General features: G+C 49.1%; 17 protein-coding genes. All 17 read right to left on the reverse strand.

Annotated features, from left to right (window positions below; all coding sequences use genetic code 11):
• Positions 1-116 precede the first annotated feature (116 nt).
• Positions 117-1,139: a murein hydrolase activator EnvC family protein gene (locus I8U21_RS15240; RefSeq protein ID WP_181731381.1), complete on the reverse strand. Its 1,023-nt coding sequence runs from the start codon at positions 1,137-1,139 to the stop codon at positions 117-119.
• 31 nt (positions 1,140-1,170) lie between these two features.
• Positions 1,171-2,334 (reverse strand): murein hydrolase activator EnvC family protein, encoded by a 1,164-nt coding sequence (locus tag I8U21_RS15245; RefSeq protein WP_198053216.1) that lies wholly within the window; start codon positions 2,332-2,334, stop codon positions 1,171-1,173.
• A 31-nt stretch (positions 2,335-2,365) separates the two neighbouring features.
• A complete protein-coding gene (gene ftsX / locus I8U21_RS02690) occupies positions 2,366-3,268 on the reverse strand; it encodes a permease-like cell division protein FtsX (protein ID WP_181731379.1) in 903 nt (300 codons plus the stop codon).
• Positions 3,258-3,944, reverse strand: coding sequence for a cell division ATP-binding protein FtsE (ftsE, locus tag I8U21_RS02695; protein WP_037997772.1), 687 nt, complete (start codon positions 3,942-3,944; stop codon positions 3,258-3,260). The genes ftsX and ftsE overlap by 11 nt, the downstream gene beginning before the upstream one ends.
• Positions 3,945-4,237: 293 nt before the next feature.
• Positions 4,238-5,638 (reverse strand): argininosuccinate lyase, encoded by a 1,401-nt coding sequence (argH, locus tag I8U21_RS02700; protein WP_198053217.1) that lies wholly within the window; start codon positions 5,636-5,638, stop codon positions 4,238-4,240.
• Positions 5,580-6,842, reverse strand: a complete 1,263-nt coding sequence (locus I8U21_RS02705) for an argininosuccinate synthase (RefSeq protein ID WP_181731377.1) — start codon at positions 6,840-6,842, stop codon at positions 5,580-5,582. The genes argH and I8U21_RS02705 overlap by 59 nt, the downstream gene beginning before the upstream one ends.
• A 156-nt stretch (positions 6,843-6,998) precedes the next feature.
• Positions 6,999-8,246 carry a glutathionylspermidine synthase family protein gene (locus tag I8U21_RS02710; protein ID WP_198053218.1) on the reverse strand — a complete coding sequence of 416 codons (1,248 nt, stop codon included), beginning with the start codon at positions 8,244-8,246 and terminating at the stop codon, positions 6,999-7,001.
• A gap of 3 nt (positions 8,247-8,249) precedes the next feature.
• Entirely contained in the window at positions 8,250-8,531 is a 282-nt protein-coding gene (locus I8U21_RS02715; protein WP_198053219.1) for a hypothetical protein, read from the reverse strand.
• Positions 8,528-8,998 carry a hypothetical protein gene (locus I8U21_RS02720; protein ID WP_198053220.1) on the reverse strand — a complete coding sequence of 157 codons (471 nt, stop codon included), beginning with the start codon at positions 8,996-8,998 and terminating at the stop codon, positions 8,528-8,530. Before I8U21_RS02720 ends, I8U21_RS02715 begins: the two co-directional genes overlap by 4 nt.
• Positions 8,999-9,123: 125 nt before the next feature.
• Positions 9,124-9,813 (reverse strand): TerC family protein, encoded by a 690-nt coding sequence (locus I8U21_RS02725; protein ID WP_181731373.1) that lies wholly within the window; start codon positions 9,811-9,813, stop codon positions 9,124-9,126.
• 262 nt (positions 9,814-10,075) lie between these two features.
• Entirely contained in the window at positions 10,076-10,633 is a 558-nt protein-coding gene (locus I8U21_RS02730) for a hypothetical protein (protein WP_181731372.1), read from the reverse strand.
• A 53-nt stretch (positions 10,634-10,686) separates the two neighbouring features.
• Positions 10,687-11,301, reverse strand: coding sequence for a hypothetical protein (locus tag I8U21_RS02735; RefSeq protein WP_181731371.1), 615 nt, complete (start codon positions 11,299-11,301; stop codon positions 10,687-10,689).
• Complete coding sequence (gene pilM / locus I8U21_RS02740; RefSeq protein WP_181731370.1) at positions 11,298-12,296, reverse strand: type IV pilus biogenesis protein PilM; 999 nt, start codon at positions 12,294-12,296, stop codon at positions 11,298-11,300. The genes I8U21_RS02735 and pilM overlap by 4 nt, the downstream gene beginning before the upstream one ends.
• A 208-nt stretch (positions 12,297-12,504) precedes the next feature.
• Positions 12,505-13,458: an ornithine carbamoyltransferase gene (argF, locus tag I8U21_RS02745; RefSeq protein ID WP_181731618.1), complete on the reverse strand. Its 954-nt coding sequence runs from the start codon at positions 13,456-13,458 to the stop codon at positions 12,505-12,507.
• A 24-nt stretch (positions 13,459-13,482) separates the two neighbouring features.
• Entirely contained in the window at positions 13,483-14,652 is a 1,170-nt protein-coding gene (locus I8U21_RS02750; protein ID WP_181731369.1) for an acetylornithine transaminase, read from the reverse strand.
• The gene (gene argB, locus I8U21_RS02755) at positions 14,630-15,496 is read right to left on the reverse strand and encodes an acetylglutamate kinase (protein ID WP_370527014.1); all 867 of its coding nucleotides are present in this window, start codon (positions 15,494-15,496) and stop codon (positions 14,630-14,632) included. Before argB ends, I8U21_RS02750 begins: the two co-directional genes overlap by 23 nt.
• Complete coding sequence (gene argJ, locus I8U21_RS02760; protein WP_181731367.1) at positions 15,459-16,682, reverse strand: bifunctional glutamate N-acetyltransferase/amino-acid acetyltransferase ArgJ; 1,224 nt, start codon at positions 16,680-16,682, stop codon at positions 15,459-15,461. Before argJ ends, argB begins: the two co-directional genes overlap by 38 nt.
• Positions 16,683-16,695 lie beyond the last annotated feature (13 nt).

The following is a 16,695-nucleotide window of genomic DNA, read 5'->3' on the forward strand; positions in this document are numbered from 1 at the left end:
CATACTTAGAAATTTTGACGATTTTGTCCTTTTTATCCAATTTATCGGATGGGGCCAATGAAAATGGGAAGTCGATCTAATCAACAGGATTAGATCGACTTTGTCCATGATTTTTCCTAGTAATATTGCAAGGGATCCACCGGCTTCCCGTTTTCATGTATTTCAAAATGCAGGTAGGGCACCAACTGGGGATAATTCCCGACCGATGCGATTTGTTGCCCTTTTTCCACGCGATCCCCGACCTCGACTTGCACTGTGCTTGGATACATATGGGCATAAAGGGTCTTCAATCCGTTCCCATGATCAATCACAACATAGTAGCCGTATCCGTCCGGGTCCGATTTTGTCAATACAACGATGCCTGAAGCTGCCGCCACAATCGGTGAGCCCATCGAATTTTTGATGTCGATTCCTTCGTGATTTCCGTTTCGTTCCCCGAATTCAGAAGAGACTTTTCCGCCCGGTTGCGGCCAGGCCAGAGCATCATTCTCCTGCCGGTCCGGTGAAGAATTCGCCGGCGGACGGGAATTGCGAACCTGCCTGTTTTTATCCTCCTGACGAACGGGTTGCATTGTTTCGGGCTCCGGCTCCCGTACCGGATCGAGTGTCCGGCTTTGTTGCTGATACAACGCTGTATAACGTGTCAAATGTTGCCGGGCTTCTTTCAGCAAAGCCTCTTTTTCTTTTTTGCTTTTCTCGATCATGGCCACTTCATTTTCCAAGGATTTTTTCTCTTTCAAATACTGCTTGATCACGGCACTTTCGTTTTCCACGAACATGGAGAGAATATCCAGGCGCATCAAAAACTCCGAAACGGAATCAGCGCTCAACAAATAATAGAGATATTGATTTTTGTGACTTCTTTTATATATATGTACCAGCACCGCCTCAAACCGCGCTTCCAGCATGCTCAACTTTTTTTGTTTCTCCACCAGGTTCATTTTCTTTTGCGCGATTTCTTCGTTTAATGCCGCAACTTGCCGCTCCCTGGCCATGACCTGTTTTCTGGCTTCTTCCAGTCCGGTCCATGCCGGGTTCTTCTGGTGTTCACTGTTTGCTTTGACCGAAAGCGGGCTTGCGAGGCTGAATAAGATCGCCTGAACAAGCATCATTGTAGTGACAAACCATTTTCGAACCACTTTGGTCGTACTCCTCCCGTTTCAATTCAACTTACTTGCCCTGTTCCGGAGGCAAATAAGAGGCGGGATCGACAGGTGTACTTCCTTTATGTACTTCAAAATGCAAGTGAGGTCCGGTTGAAAATCCATTGCTTCCCACAGCTGCGATGACATCTCCCGCCGATACCTTTTGGCCGACTTCCACTTTTACCGTTTGGGCATACATGTGGGCATAAAGCGTGGAAAGTCCGTTCCCATGGTAAATGACAATGACATAACCGTATCCTTTTGAAGGACGGGCTTCAATCACTTCACCGGACGACGCGGCGCGGATCGGAGTCCCCATTTTCGCCGCGATATCCATCCCTTCATGCATCCGGTATTCCCGGTGAACCGGGTGATATCGCATGCCGAACGGGGAAGTCACCGTCCCGTTTACCGGCCACAGAAAGCCGTCGCTTGACGGGACATTGCCATCCGGATGGTTTTGTTGCTCTTTTTTGCGGGCTTCTTCTTCCAGTTTGGCCACCCGGTTGCGCAATTCTTTCCGGGCCTGAATGTTTTGGTCCTCCAATTCCGCCAGGTTCGTCTCCAGCGCCGCCAACTTTCCTTCATGTTGCCGGTATTTTTTTTGGAGTTGAGCAAAGACGCCCTGGGCTTCTTTTTGCGCTGTTTGTAAGTTAGCCAAATCCTCCCGTAATTCCTGCTCAACTCCGGCCAATTCTTTTTGTTTGCCGGTATATTTTTGGATCACGCGCTGATCGGCCCGGGCCAAAATGCTGATATAATCGTACCGTTTCAGGAAATCCCCGATGGAGTTGGATTGCAACAAAAGCTCAAAGTAAAAATTGTTCCCTTTTAAATAAATATCCTGCATGCGATGCTTGTAAGTTTGACGCAAAAGATCCAATTCCCTCTCAACGTTTTTGCGCTCTTCCTGTTTTTCCTTTATCTGGTTTTCCAGTGCATAAACACGCATGTCCAACCGGTTGAGTTCCTTCTTTTTCGCTTCAATCTGACCCAAAAGCTGTTTCATGTCCTCTTGTGCTAGTTCTTTCTTTTTTTCCAGTTGCATGATTTCTTGATCCCGTTGTCGGATTTCCTCTTTTTTCTCATCAATGGAAGAGGAATCTGTGATCGCAAAGCTGTCTTTGACGGGGATCAAAGAAAAAACCAGCAAAAAAGAAAATATCCCTGCAAATTCTTTCCTAATCACTTTGCTCCTCCTCGAACTAGATTCCTCCTCATTACACTTTCAAGAAACGGCGCACGGAAATAATGCTTCCCAGTGTCCCGATCGCAGTTCCCAGAGCGAAAATGCACAGGGTCACATACGTACCCAGTGAGAGGATCGGCATCATTTTCAGAATGGACTGGGCTTCACCGGCCCCCAAAATGGTGTAAGCCACCTGATAGAGAACCAGAACCAGGATGGTCGGAACGAGGGCACCAACCCATCCGATAAACGCCCCTTCAATAAAGAACGGCCACCGGATGAACCAGTTGCTGGCTCCCACCAGCCGTTGGATTTCAATCTCTTTCCGACGGGCAATAATGGTCAGCTTAATGGTGTTGGAAATCAAGAAAGCAGCAAGGGTCGCCAGCCCCAATCCGAAAATCAAAATGATGTTGCGAATCCAGCTGGACAATGTCAGCAATTGCTCGGTCACATACTCACCGTCATCCGCTTCGTCAATCCCGGTCACCGATTTCACCTTGTCGGTCAGGCTTTTGATTTGATGCGGATCTTTGGGTACAACCGTAATGACGTCGGGCAAGGGGTTTTTCCCTTCCCCTTCATAGCTGCGGAAGATTTCCGTTCCTTCCTCTCCCCATTGGGCCTTCAGCTGACGCAACCCTTCTTCCTTCGGCACCAGCTCCGCGCTTTTCACTTCGGGCATCGATTCGATTTGTTTCAATACCTGGAGCTGCTGGTCATCCGTCAACTGCTCGGCAAGTGCTGCACGAATCGCCACCTGTTTATCCAGCTCCACCGCCATGTAGCGGACGTTGAATGCAAAAATGAGGAAAATACCGAAGATAAACAGCGTAACGGCTACAGCACTGATCGCGGCAAAACTCATCCAGGCATTGCGACGCACGCCACGATAAGCTTCCCGAAAATGTCGCGATAATGTCTCAATCCTCATAGCCGTATTCTCCTCCCATTTCGTCCCGGACAATCACACCTTGTTCAATGGCAATAACGCGTTGTCTGAGTGTGTTTACAATTTCTTTGTTGTGTGTCGCCATTACGATGGTGGTTCCGCGCCGGTTAATCTCTTCCAACAGATACATGATGTCCCAAGAGTTTTCCGGATCGAGGTTTCCGGTGGGCTCGTCCGCTATCACAAAAGTTGGATTATTGACAATTGCGCGAGCGATTGCCACACGTTGTTGCTCCCCTCCGGAAAGTTGCGACGGCAAGGCATGCATCCGGTCCGCCAAACCAACCAGCTCCAAGACTTCGGTGACTCTCGGTTTGATTTTGCGTTTGGGAGCCTCGATTGCTTCCATCGCAAAAGCAACATTTTCAAAAGCCGTCATATGCGGCAGCAATTTGAAATCCTGGAACACGACACCGATTTTGCGGCGAACATGCGGGATTTTCCAATCGCGTACCCGTTTGACGTTGACTCCGTTAATCAGAACAACGCCGTGCGTGGGTTTTTCTTCTCTGTACATCAGCTTGATAAATGAACTTTTCCCCGCTCCACTCGGTCCGACCACGTACACGAATTCTCCCTGGTCGATCCGTACGTCCACACCGCGGAGAGCTTCAACCCCATTTGGATAAACCTTCCACACATCATGCATTTCAATCACAGAAACTCACCCCAGGAAACATGATTTTCAATATAGTTTATCTCTCACCATTTTTTCTCCTGCTTACTGATGGTAACAAAAATAGTCCGCCACTTCATCCCATTATCATCCTAAATTTGAAGAAAAATATCAAATAAAGAAATGGCTTACTTTCCTTCAAAAACTACTTCAATATTATAACACCATTCACCAATTTCCCGGGTTAATATTTTGCAAAATCATTTTTTATTCAAAAATACAAAAAACCCCAAATGATGGTGATTTGGGGTATTATCTTACCACAGAATTCCTTCCTAGTAAATATTGGATATGGTTTCCCGGTGTTTTTCAAGTGTGGCCATTTTGTTTGAAAGTGTCTTCAATACTTGTTCTTTTGCGGTTCCTCCCTCGCTTTTGCGTGCATCCACCACATTTTCCAGTTCCAAACAGGAATAAACATCTTCCCCGATTTCCGGGGAGAAACGGTGAAACTCTTCCAACGTGCAGTCGTTCAAGGTTTTTTCTTTGTGAATGGCATACAACACCAGCTTCCCGACAATTTCATGCGCTTTGCGGAAAGGAATGCCTTTGCCCACCAAATAATCAGCCAAATCTGTTGCATTGGCAAACCCTTGCCCGGCATGCCGTTTCATTTTCAAGTGGTTGACTTCCATTGTTTCAATGAGGGCCGCCATCAAACGAAGGGAACCTTTTAATGTGCGGACCGTGTCAAAAACCCCTTCTTTGTCTTCCTGCAAGTCTTTGTTGTAAGTGAGGGGTAAAGCTTTCAGCGTGGTCAACAAAGCCATCAGGTGACCGAACACCCGGCCGGTTTTCCCGCGGATCAACTCGGGGATATCCGGATTTTTTTTCTGCGGCATCATGCTGCTTCCGGTGCAAAACGCATCATCCAGGATGACATATTGAAACTCTTCACTCGACCACAGAATCAGTTCTTCCGACAGCCGGGACAAATGAACCATCACCAGGGAACAGACAGAAAGAAACTCCACCAAATAATCGCGGTCGCTCACCGCATCCATGCTGTTATCGTAAAGCGAAGAAAATCCCAACGCTTCCGCAACCATTTGCCGGTCGACGGGAAATGTCGTCCCCGCAATGGCGCCGGCCCCCAGTGGACAGCAGTTGACGCGTTTGAAGCTGTCGATGAACCGTTCCACATCCCGTTCAAACATCGAGACATAAGCCAGTAAATGATGGGCAAACCGGACGGGTTGCGCGCGCTGCAAGTGCGTGTATCCCGGCAATATGGTGTCCACGTGTTTTTCGGCCTGTTTGAGCAAAGCTTCCTGCAATTCCAGGATCTTGACGGCCAGTTCGACCGTCTCCTTGCGCACGTAAAGGTGCATATCCAGGGCCACCTGGTCATTCCGGCTCCGCCCGGTGTGCAATTTCCCGCCGACTTCCCCGATTTCGTCGATCAGCATCTTCTCGATGTTCATGTGGATGTCTTCATGTTCGATGGTGAATTCGGCTTTCCCTTCCCGGACTTTTTGCCGGATGTTTGCCAAACCTTCCAGGATCCGGTTTGTTTCTTCCTCTGTGATAATCCCGCATGCCCCCAGCATTTTCACATGGGCCATGCTCCCTTCGATGTCTTCTTCTGCCAATTCTTTGTCAAATCCGATGGATGCATTAAAGGCTTCCACCCACTGGTGTGTGGTCTTGGTGAAACGCCCGCCCCACAGTTTCATGGTCTTCCTCCTTTTTATGCACGCTTGCATAAATATTCGTCGGCAATCCCCACAATTTAATAAACCCGACGGCCGCCTGATGATCAAAACTGTCTTCATTGGAGTAGGTGGCCAATTTTTCGTTGTATAACGAATACGGGGAGATTCTTCCTGTGACCGTCGCATGGCCTTTGAACAAGTTTACACGGACTTTTCCGGTCACCACTTGTTGCGTTTCTTCAATGAACGCATCCAGCGCTTTTTTCAGCGGCGAATACCAAAGCCCGTCATAAACCATTTCCGACCATTTTTTTTCAATGGTGGCCTTGAATTGCAAAACATCTTTCGGCTGCGTCAGAAATTCCAGTTCCCGGTGTGCGGTGATCAATGTGACGGCTCCCGGACATTCATATACTTCACGCGATTTAATTCCCACCAGCCGGTCCTCCACATGATCGATCCGTCCGACGCCGTGTTTTCCGGCCAACTTGTTCAATTGTTCCAAAATCTGCGGGAAAGAAAGCCGGGTTCCATTCAGGAACACAGGCACGCCTTTTTCAAAACCGATCTCGATTTCATCCGGCTGATCCGGGGTGCCGGCCAAAGGACACGTCCATTCATAAGCGGCTTCCGGAGGAGCTTGCCACGGATTCTCCAATTCACCGCATTCACAACTTCTTCCCCACATGTTTTGGTCAATGCTGAACGGATTGTCCAAATCTACCGGAATCGGGATTCCATGCTTTTTTGCATAAGCAATTTCCTCATCCCGGGTCATCCCCCATTCCCGTACCGGGGCCACCACTTTCAACTCCGGATTCAAGGCCGCAACCGAAACATCAAACCGTACTTGGTCATTTCCTTTTCCCGTGCAACCGTGGGCAACGGCAACGGCCCCTTCTTCTTTTGCGATTTCGACCAGCACTTTGGAAATCAACGGACGGGACAAAGCCGAATGCATCGGATACTTTCCTTCATACAAAGCATTGGCTTTCAAAGCCGGGAGCAGGTATTCTTCTGCAAACCATTCCTTGGCATCGACCACAATGGATTTGATGGCTCCCACTTTTAACGCCTTGTTTTTGACAAAATCCATGTCTTTGCCTTCACCGACGTCCAATCCGACCGCAATCACGTCATAGCCGTATTTTTCTTTCAACCACGGAATCGCAACCGATGTATCTAAACCACCTGAATAAGCCAAGACCACTTTCTCCTTACTCATGGGTATCCCTCGCTTTTAATAAAAATTCATTTATATGTATGATTATACATTTTGTGAATAAAAAATCCACCCCCAATTTTTTGCATCGGCCAAAAAAAGCAGAAACCAGAAAAAGGTTTCTGCTCTGAAACAATGATCCGACTTGGAGGGAACGGCTCACTCTTTCCATCCCACCGGAACAAAAAAGGAGAGGTTTCCGGTGATTTTTTGATCCACCCGTGCCATCACGGCCGAAGGTTTTCCGCCAATCAAAAAAGAGCCCCACAACAAATCCCCCTGATAAGCTCCCTTGAGGGTTTCCACTTCCACTTTTTGCAAGGACACCAATTGTTGATAGATCATGGGTTGATCCCAATAGAGGTCCTGATCGTCCCGGGCAATCAAATTTCCTTTTGAATCATACAAAGAAACGGCGCCGCCCTCCCGCCCGAAGAATGGCTTTTTCACATAAGCCGTATGGCCTTTGAAATTGTTTTCCAAGTAAGTGGGCAACATGTACGTTTTGATCACATCACGTTCTTCTTCATTGAAAAAAGTATTTGTTTCATATAAATTCCAAATCAGTGCCTGTAAAGCTTTGGTTTGCGATAATAAAGCAGACGGGGGATTAATGCAAACCAGCTTTTGGCCGGCCATGAGGGAAAGAAGATGCGCCCCGGTCGGATAACCATCCTCATCTTTGTCTTCGGCCAGGATTTCAATGGCATGCAAACGATATAAAACATCCACCGGCTCATAGCCGTCATGATCCTGTCTGGCATACAACCGGTCCCCCCTGACGGCCAAGGACGACAACGGAACAAAACGGGCGCAAAGGCCTGATTTCTTCATTAAATACCGGGTCGTCCCGGCATCTTCTTCATGCCAGCCCAACGCGCTGAAGCAGATGTGATCGGTTCGAAAGCCCCGTTTCCGGTATGCTTCCACCACATTTTGAAAGGCATCGGTCAAATGTTGCTCCATGCCTTCATTGGGATCTTGACAGCCCATCGCTTCCGTGACCCGTCCGTTGACATGAAAAGCCTCCACTATGCCTGTGGGGGTGTCACTGTTAAATTCCAGCATTTTCAATCCTTGCGGGGTACAGGCAAAGTCAAAACGCCCGATCACCGTCGGCCAGTCAAACACAAAAGGTTGCCGGACAGCTCTTCGGGCCGCTCCGGGAATTCCCAACTCCTCCAACAACCGGTCATCGGCCTGTTGCAAAACCTTGACCGTGCGCTCAAAAATGCTCCCCAAACACGCAGTCGCTTGTTGAATTTCATGATGAAGTTCCGGATCCAAAGGATAAACCGAAGCGAGGGCATATTCCTGACCGTACATGACATCCCAGGTAAACACCTTTTCTTCTCTCAGCGGGCGGTAAATCTGTTCCCTGCGCTTGGCATAATTTAAATCTTTCAAAATTTATCCTCCTGAGCCACGGATTTTGCCAATTCCTGATTTGTAACTGCTGCCCGATTTTTTGTAACCGGATGAAACCAACGATTCTTCTTTGATATAATACATTTTTTTCCCGTTGACCACCACGTAACTGTTCGGATCCACCCGGCTTTGGTCATCATCGCATAACAAATCTTGATTCTGGTCCCGGCAAAATTCCCAGTCACTCTTGTCATTGCAACCTGACAGCGGGAAGGACAGCATGGCCAGCGTGAACAACCCCACCAGATGGCGGCTCTTTTTCATCCCTTTCCTCCTCCTTCCTTTAAAACGGGGACCGCATAGATCACATAAACATACCGGTTTTCATCCACTTCCGTTGACGTCGTTTTCCACCATTGCCCGTCGATGAAGTGCAGGCTGCTGAGCAAACGGAGCAAAGCATCTTGTGCATGGTGAAATTGGTAACGATAAACCACGGGATAACGGGACCACCGTTCATCAAAATGGCGCACTTCCACGCGGATTCCCTGCCAGGACGGGCTGAAACGGAGGCGGTCGTCAAGCACCTTTTCTTCTTCACTGCGTTTTACATAAATCTTGTGCATGGGCGGGTCCGCTTGGACATGGACACATTCAAACACGTCTTTTCCCCTGACAAAATAGTCACATGCAAAACGCATCAACACTTCTTCCTTGGAAACAGACGGATAAGCATACAAGACGGAAATCCGGTCTCCGTCTTCCATCAAATGATATTCCAGCTTCTCCATATTTACCCTCAATTCCAAATAATAATCAACATAACAAAAATATTGTTCTACAATATGAAATCATTTCCCTTTCTTTGCCATAAAAAAAGAAGCAGATGGATCACATCTGCTTCTTTTCCCGGTTATCAGGAGGCGTTGGGAACCTCTTTTTTCGCTTTTTTCAATTTCAACCAGCGGCCGCATAACAGAATGGACGCGATCATGACGAGATAGAAAACATATTGCAACCATTCCGCTCCTTGGAAAAAGGGACGGATGAACTTGTCATCTGCAATCATTTTGGCTGATGTAAACGCCAAAACTCCCGATCCGATGTAAATAATCGACGGATACTTTTCCAACAGCTTGAGGAACAAGGTGCTGCCCCAAACGATGATGGGAACACTGATCAAAAGGCCGATAATCACCAGCAAGAAGCTTGTGTGCGCGGCGCCGGCCACGGCGAGAACGTTATCCAGGCCCATCAGGGTGTCGGCGATCACAATCGTGCGGATCGCGGACATCACGCTGCTGGCCGCTTCGACATCTTCATCGCCTTTCTCTTCAATCAGCAATTTCAAGGCAATCCAGATCAAAAGCAACCCGCCGATCAACAAAAGCCCCGGAACCTTTAGCAGCCAGACCACCGCCAGCGTGCAAAGGATCCGCATCACGACGGCCCCGGCAGTCCCCCAAAAAATCACAAGTTTTTGCTTGTTTTTCGGCAAATTGCGGGCGGAAAGACCGATGACAATGGCATTATCTCCTGCCAAAACCAAATCGATGATCACAATGGAAAACAAAGCGGTGAAAAACTCAACTGACAAAAAATCCAAAATCTTTCCCTCCATTTTGTTATTGAATTCAGGGGATTACAAAAAATGGCAAGACCCTTGCACGACAAATCACGCAAAGGTCTTGCCAACAACATTAAAAATGTTGCAACAAAGCCGGGGATCAACCCGTAATGACGACTTTGTTGTATACAGCTACTCCCCTTCATCAAAGAACAAAAAATAATTCAATTTTCAGTTCATACAAACATTATATGAAAAATCATTCCTTCGTCAAGAATTTTTCTGCCAGTTCATAAATATTTTACTGCGGCTCCTTATTCACCTCTTGATCATGATAAGAATAAACCGCCAGATAAATCACACCCGTATCCGCCGTTTGCTCGTCCGTCCATTGGTAATCCCAGCCTATCACGCTGACCAAGCGATCACTCTTTTGCAACTGGTCCAACAATGAAGCAAACTCCTTTTGATTGGCCTTGACTTCCAGCTGAACCCAGGAAGGAACCAATTCCGGGCGCACCACCATCCCCAATTGTTGCATGAGCTCTTCTTCACTGACCGGTTGGGCCTCACTTTGCTCCGCAGTGTCCTGACGGGCAATTTGACGGAGATCTTCCAGGCTTTCGAGCTTCAAAAAATCGGCACCGGATGATTTGACGGCCCGCTCAATATCGACAACATAGCCCGGATCCCGCCGGTTCAGCGGAATTCTCTCCTCCAGCCGGTTCAACTCCATATGGGTTAACGCAGACGGGGGTTGGTAATCGGGCGCCAGGTATTTTTGATGCCTCTTAATGTTTTGGGTCAGCGATTCCCTCTCCCTTTCCAGCCATTTTTGTTTTAAAACCAGGGGATGCACAAGGTAAAAATAGAGGGTCAGGATGAGCAGGAATCCAGCCGCCAGGGTCGTGATTAAGAACTTTCCGGACTTCCACCGACGGATCTTGACTGGTTTTCGGATGGTTCTTCCGCTCCTTTCTCTCTTTTTAAATCCAGCCGGAAATGCACCAATACCTGATTGGCGTTTTTTTTATGAACTTCATTCATGCAACGGTCGCCGACACACTCAATCCATGCTTCCTGATACAAATCCGGCTTTTTTTCGACCAGTTCCTGAAGAAATTTCGTCGCCTCCGAAATCGAAGAAAAATAGGCCCAACCATCCAATTGATTTCCTATCCCTTGCAGGCGAAACAGATCCGTGCCGCGGGGAACCATTTGGTGCACTTGATCGGCCGCTTCTTTCCAACGCCGTTGATTTGCCTCCACTTCCTGGATCGTCTTTTCATAATCCATGGCCGGTTGCTGACTCTCATAAATTTTCTCTTCGTTCTTTTTAAGCCGGATGGCCTGATTCAACTGTTTCCGCTTTTGGGCCACTTCCGCTTCCAAATCGGTCACGCGTTCACCGGCAACCTTTTTGGCATATAAAATGCCTACCCCCAAGCCTGAAAGCAAAAGCAAAATACCGGACAAAAAACTGTAAAAAAACCGCTTGTATATCGGCTGTGGCGGTAAAAAGTTCATGGTCCCATTCCTTCCTTCTCATCCACCGTCAGACCGATCGGAATCGACAAAGCATTTCCAAGCCATTTCGATGCGCGGTCACGCAACGGTTCAGGCATGATGATCTCTGCCGGAGGGGCAAGTTTGACAGACGCCTCCAAATGTTGCTGAAGCCAGTTTTCCAACAAATAAAAATCCAATCCTTCCCCGGACAAAAACCATTCCGCTCTGGAGCTTTTCAACCATTTTCTTTCCTTTCCTGACACTTTTTCCAAGATTTGTTCCATCAAACGTTTCCCATATCTCTCCACTTCTTGTTTCTCTTTCAACAAAGGATGGAGCGGATCGGGATGCGGACGGTCCTCATGATCCGCAAACGAAGTCATCGGCAGATGCAGATGATAAACCCGTTCCAGTTTTCGATCGATGAAATGGCTGACTTCCACATCCTGTTTGGAGATTTGAATCATCAGGGTATGGGGCGTCTGAAAGCTCCTGTGATAATGGATCCACCGGTACAAACCGAAAGGAGCCAGGTCAATATGAACCGGATCCAATCCGCAATATTGAAAACACCGGACAAATGAGTCAATGTATGACTGAGAGATCAGCGCCAGAAAAACCTCTTGCTGGTCCCCGTCTTCCCAGACATGATCCAGCAAACGGAAATCAAACACCGGATCGGAAAAAGGAAGATCCAACACAGGAATCAAATATTTTTCAATCCATCTCCGGTATTTTCTTTTGCGCATTTCCGGCAACATCACCCGTTTAAACAAAACATGGCGACAATGGATGCTGACATGCACCCGTCTCGTATTGAGTCTTCTCCCCAACAAGGCCTCCTGGATGGTTTGGATCAATTCCTCCCGATCCAAAAACGTGCCCGATTCCGCCCACACACTGGGCAGCGGATGGACCACGTATTGGAGAAGCTCCATGTTCTTCCTCTTTTTCTTCACCTCGACTAACTTGAAAAAAGAAGAAGATAATTCAACACCAACATGTATAGCCATAACCGGTTCTCCTTTGCAAGATCATCCTGACGACACCATACGGATCAACGGCTGGTACTCACTTTTTACCAACATCATAACATTTATTATTTTAATTTTTAATTCGCATAATCCTTTTACTTTGACGTAAAATCAAATCCCTGTCAAAATTCGCTCCACACAAAAAACCCCGGTTTCTGATCGAAAGAAACCGGGGTTTTCCTCCGGGTCAACCATCAGCCAGGATGGCAACCAAAAGTGCTTTTTGTGCATGAAGACGATTTTCCGCTTGGTCAAAAACCACAGATTGCGGCCCCTCCAAAACTTCTGCGGTCACTTCCAGCCCTCGGTAAGCAGGCAGGCAATGCATAAAGATGGCATCGGGTTTCGCTTTTTCCATCAGCGAAGCATTCACTTGATAAGAAGCAAACGTTTGGTTTCGCTCTTCTTTTTCTTCTTCCTGTCCCATGCTTGCCCAGACATCCGTGTATACCACATCGGCCTCTTGCACGGAAACGGCCGGATCATAATGGAATGAGAGAGAGGATCCCGTTTTTTCGGCAATTTGCTCCGAGTACTTCCAGACGGCGGGATCCGGTTCATAACCTGGCGGCGTTGCCACATGCAAATCAATGCCGGTGAGCGCCGATGCCTGAATCAGAGAGTGAAGGACATTGTTTCCGTCCCCGACATAAGTCAATTTCACTCCTTTTAACGATCCCTTTTTTTCCAATATGGTCAACAAATCGGCCAGCGCCTGGCAGGGATGGGCCTGATCGGAAAGCCCGTTAATGACCGGAATGGCGGCTGCATCGGCCAGGCGCTCAATCCGTGCATGTTCATGGGTGCGGATCAAAATCGCATCCACAAACCGCGAAAGAACGCCTGCTGTGTCCTCTATGCTTTCCCCCCTGCCCAACTGCATCTCATCGTTCCGGAGCAAGACCGTGAATCCCCCCAACTCCTTCATCCCGACTTCAAAAGAGACCCGGGTCCGGGTGGACGGCTTTTCAAACAGCATCGCCAGGCTTTTTCCTTTCAGCGGCTGACCGTGTTCCCCCTTGTTCCGCAATGATTTGAGTTTGAGGGCTGATTGAAGCAAAGCTTCGATTTCATGCGGCTCCCAGTCGATCAATGTCAAGAAGCTTTTCCCTTTTTTCCCCGCCAACAGCGGCGTTTCCATCGTCTCTTTCACGCTCGCCCCTCCTCACACGCCGATTTTTGTTTGTGACAATGTTTGATGCAAAACGGAGACTGCCTGGCCGATTTCTTCTTCACTTACAATCAAAGGCGGCAACAGGCGCAAAACCTTTTCACCGGCAGGCAGCACAACCAGTCCGTTTTCCAACAGCTGACGGATGAACGGGGCCGCCGGTTCATCCAGCTCAATGCCGACCATCAATCCTTTTTGGCGGATTTCCCGGACAGCGGGAAGGGAGCGGACCAAATCGTCCAGCTTCTTCTTTAAATATTCCGCTTTTTCCCTTACCTGCTCCAACAATCCGGTTTGTCCGATTTCGGTCAAAACCGCATCACAAACGGCCATGGCCAACGGATTGCCGCCAAATGTCGTCCCGTGTGTGCCGGGGCCCAACACCGGTTTCAGGCGGGAATCCGCCACAACGGCCCCGACCGGATACCCGTTTCCCAACCCTTTGGCGACGGAGATGGCATCCGGCTTGATGCCATACACCTGATAAGCAAACCATTCACCCGTTCTTCCGATTCCGGTCTGCACTTCATCGATCATCAGCAAAATCTCTTTTTCCTTACACCAATCCGCCAATTCCCGGACAAACGCCGGATCGGCCGGCCGGACCCCGCCTTCCCCTTGCACCAGTTCCAGAAAAACAGCCGCGGTGGTTGTCCGGGTGGCTTTTTTCACCGCCTCCATGTCGCCATAGGGAACGGTGCGGAATCCGGGCGGCAAAGGGTCAAATCCCGTTTTTACTTTCTCTTGCCCCGTGGCCGTCAAAGTGGCCAGTGTACGGCCGTGAAAAGAGCCGGTGAAGGTGATGATTTCAGGCTCATGGATGATCTTTGCGTCTTTCGCCCATTTCCGGGCCAATTTGATTAATGCTTCATTCGCTTCCGCCCCGCTGTTACAAAAAAAGACGGCATCCAATCCGGTGATTTGACACAACTTTTCCGCCACTTTTACCTGCAGCGGCTGTTCAAACAGGTTGGATACATGCCAAACCGCCCGGGCTTGCTCCATGAGCGCTTCCAACACGCGGGGGTGTTTATGGCCCAAATTGGTCACCCCGATGCCGGAACCAAAATCCAGATACCGTTTTCCCTGTGCATCGGTCAACACCGCCTTTTCGCCGTCCACAAAATGAACGGGGTGGCGTTTATAAGTTGGAAACAGAGACACGTTCGCTCACCTCTTTCTTCACCAGGCAGGTACCCGGGGAATCCGTTCCTTTCTCATCCGTGTCGCGGCCTTTTTCCCCGTTGATAATCCAAACTTCCTCCACCCCGCCGTCCAAGCAACGAACCGCGGACCGGACTTTCGGGATCATGCCGCCGGTGATCTGCCCTTCTGAAATCAATTGCTCCACCATTTCCGGCGTTGCATGGCGCAACAGCTTTTTATCATTTCCTTCCTTTATGAAAATTCCGTCCACATCGCTGACCATGACCAATTTCCTGGCTCCCAACCCTTGTGCAACCGAGGCGGCTGCTTCATCGGCATTGACATTAAACACTTGCCCTTTTTCTCCGATTCCGAGGGATGAAAGGACAGGCACCCAGCCGGACTCCAACAGCTGATGAAGCACTTCCCGGTTCAGTCCGGTCACTTCCCCGACAAAACCCAGTTTTTCGTCTTTGGGTTTCACCGTGATCAAATTCAGATCGATTCCGCTGATGCCAAGCGCCGGAATCCCTTCTTGGAGCAAACGCGAAATGAGCTGTTTGTTCACTTGACCGGCCAGCACCATTTGCACGATATCCAGCGTTCCTTCATCCGTGACCCGTCTCCCCTTGATAAACACCGGTTTTTGCCCCAGTTTGTTCATCCAGTTTGAAACAAAAGGACCGCCGCCATGCACGATCACATACGGAATGTTTTCTTTTGCCAATTTCCTGCACTTCCGAAAAAAATCCGGGTGAAGCCGTTTCAGTACGCTTCCCCCCAATTTGAACACAATCATTGGAGACTTTTTGTTCCTCCTTTGTTTATGTCCGGTAGCTTGCATTGATGCGGACATATTCATAGGTCAAATCACATCCCCAGGCAACGGCTTCCTCCATCCCGGCGCCCAAATCCAACCGGATCTCCACCACATCCTGTTTTAACACTTGCTCTGCCAACTCCTCACGGAAGTCGGTAGCCATCCCTTTTTTCACCACCTGAACCGGCCCCAACCAGATGTCCATGTTTTCCGGATTTAACGAAGGATCGGCATAGCCGGCTGCGCAGATGACCCGTCCCCAATTGGCATCCTCTCCGAAAACGGCGGTTTTCACCAGGTTGGATCCCACCACGGATTTGGCCACCTTCCGGGCCGCTTCCTTCGACGGGGCTCCTTCGACCCGGACCTGAATCAAACGGGTGGCTCCTTCCCCGTCGCGGGCAATCATTTTGGACAATGCCTCGCAAACATATTGGAATGCGGCTTGAAACCGTGCCCAATCCGGATGTTGACCGGTGAGTGGCCGGTGTCCGGCATATCCGCTTGCCATCACCAATACCATGTCATTGGTACTGGTGTCGCCGTCCACCGTGATCATATTGAACGTTTCATCAGTGGTTTGCCAAAGCAATCTCTGCAAATGATCCGGCCCGATTTTGGCATCGGTGGTAATAAAAGAAAGCATGGTCGCCATATTGGGATGAATCATGCCGGAACCTTTGGCCACTCCCGCAATGGTTACCGGCTTCCCGTCGATTTCCAAGGTGACGGCAATTTCTTTGGTGCATGTATCCGTCGTCAGGATCGCTTCGGCAAATGCCGCAGGTTGGTTGTCCGTCTCCGTCACCAATCGTTGCAGGCCGGTCGTCACCCGGTCCATGGGCAGATACTCGCCAATCACGCCCGTGGATGCCACGGCGACCAAATGCGAAGGAATATTTAACAAGTCAGCGGCTTGATCCCGCATTTGTCTCGCATCTTCCAATCCCCGTTCCCCCGTGCATGCATTGGCAATGGCACTGTTGACCACAACGGCTTGCAACTTGTTTTCCACGCCCATGCTTTCCTGCGTCACTTTGATCGGCGGGGCCTGAAAGGCATTCACGGTATAAACCGCTGCCGCCGAAGCTGGCACTTCACACTGAATTATCCCCAAATCCTTCCGCTTTCTTTTCAACCCGGCATGGACTCCCTTGGCTGAAAACCCTGCAGGCAATGCAATGGAAGGATTTTCAAGAATTTGAAACCAATCCGTTCCGGTGATCATGTCGTCTCCCCCC

It is taken from the genome of Thermoactinomyces sp. CICC 23799 (assembly GCF_016055145.1).
GTDB classification, from domain to species: Bacteria; Bacillota; Bacilli; order Thermoactinomycetales; family Thermoactinomycetaceae; genus Thermoactinomyces; species Thermoactinomyces intermedius.

Excerpts from the sequence above, each read along its gene's own strand:
- ftsX (WP_181731379.1), bottom strand. The coding sequence starts at position 3,268 with ATGAGGATTGAGACATTATCGCGACATTTTCGGGAAGCTTATCGTGGC.
- argH (WP_198053217.1), bottom strand. The coding sequence starts at position 5,638 with ATGAAACTGTGGGGCGGGCGTTTCACCAAGACCACACACCAGTGGGTG.
- I8U21_RS02705 (WP_181731377.1), bottom strand. The coding sequence starts at position 6,842 with ATGAGTAAGGAGAAAGTGGTCTTGGCTTATTCAGGTGGTTTAGATACA.
- I8U21_RS02715 (WP_198053219.1), bottom strand. The coding sequence starts at position 8,531 with ATGAAAAAGAGCCGCCATCTGGTGGGGTTGTTCACGCTGGCCATGCTG.
- I8U21_RS02720 (WP_198053220.1), bottom strand. The coding sequence starts at position 8,998 with ATGGAGAAGCTGGAATATCATTTGATGGAAGACGGAGACCGGATTTCC.
- I8U21_RS02735 (WP_181731371.1), bottom strand. The coding sequence starts at position 11,301 with ATGAACTTTTTACCGCCACAGCCGATATACAAGCGGTTTTTTTACAGT.
- pilM (WP_181731370.1), bottom strand. The coding sequence starts at position 12,296 with ATGGCTATACATGTTGGTGTTGAATTATCTTCTTCTTTTTTCAAGTTA.
- argF (WP_181731618.1), bottom strand. The coding sequence starts at position 13,458 with ATGGAAACGCCGCTGTTGGCGGGGAAAAAAGGGAAAAGCTTCTTGACA.
- argB (WP_370527014.1), bottom strand. The coding sequence starts at position 15,496 with ATGAATATGTCCGCATCAATGCAAGCTACCGGACATAAACAAAGGAGG.
- argJ (WP_181731367.1), bottom strand. The coding sequence starts at position 16,682 with ATGATCACCGGAACGGATTGGTTTCAAATTCTTGAAAATCCTTCCATT.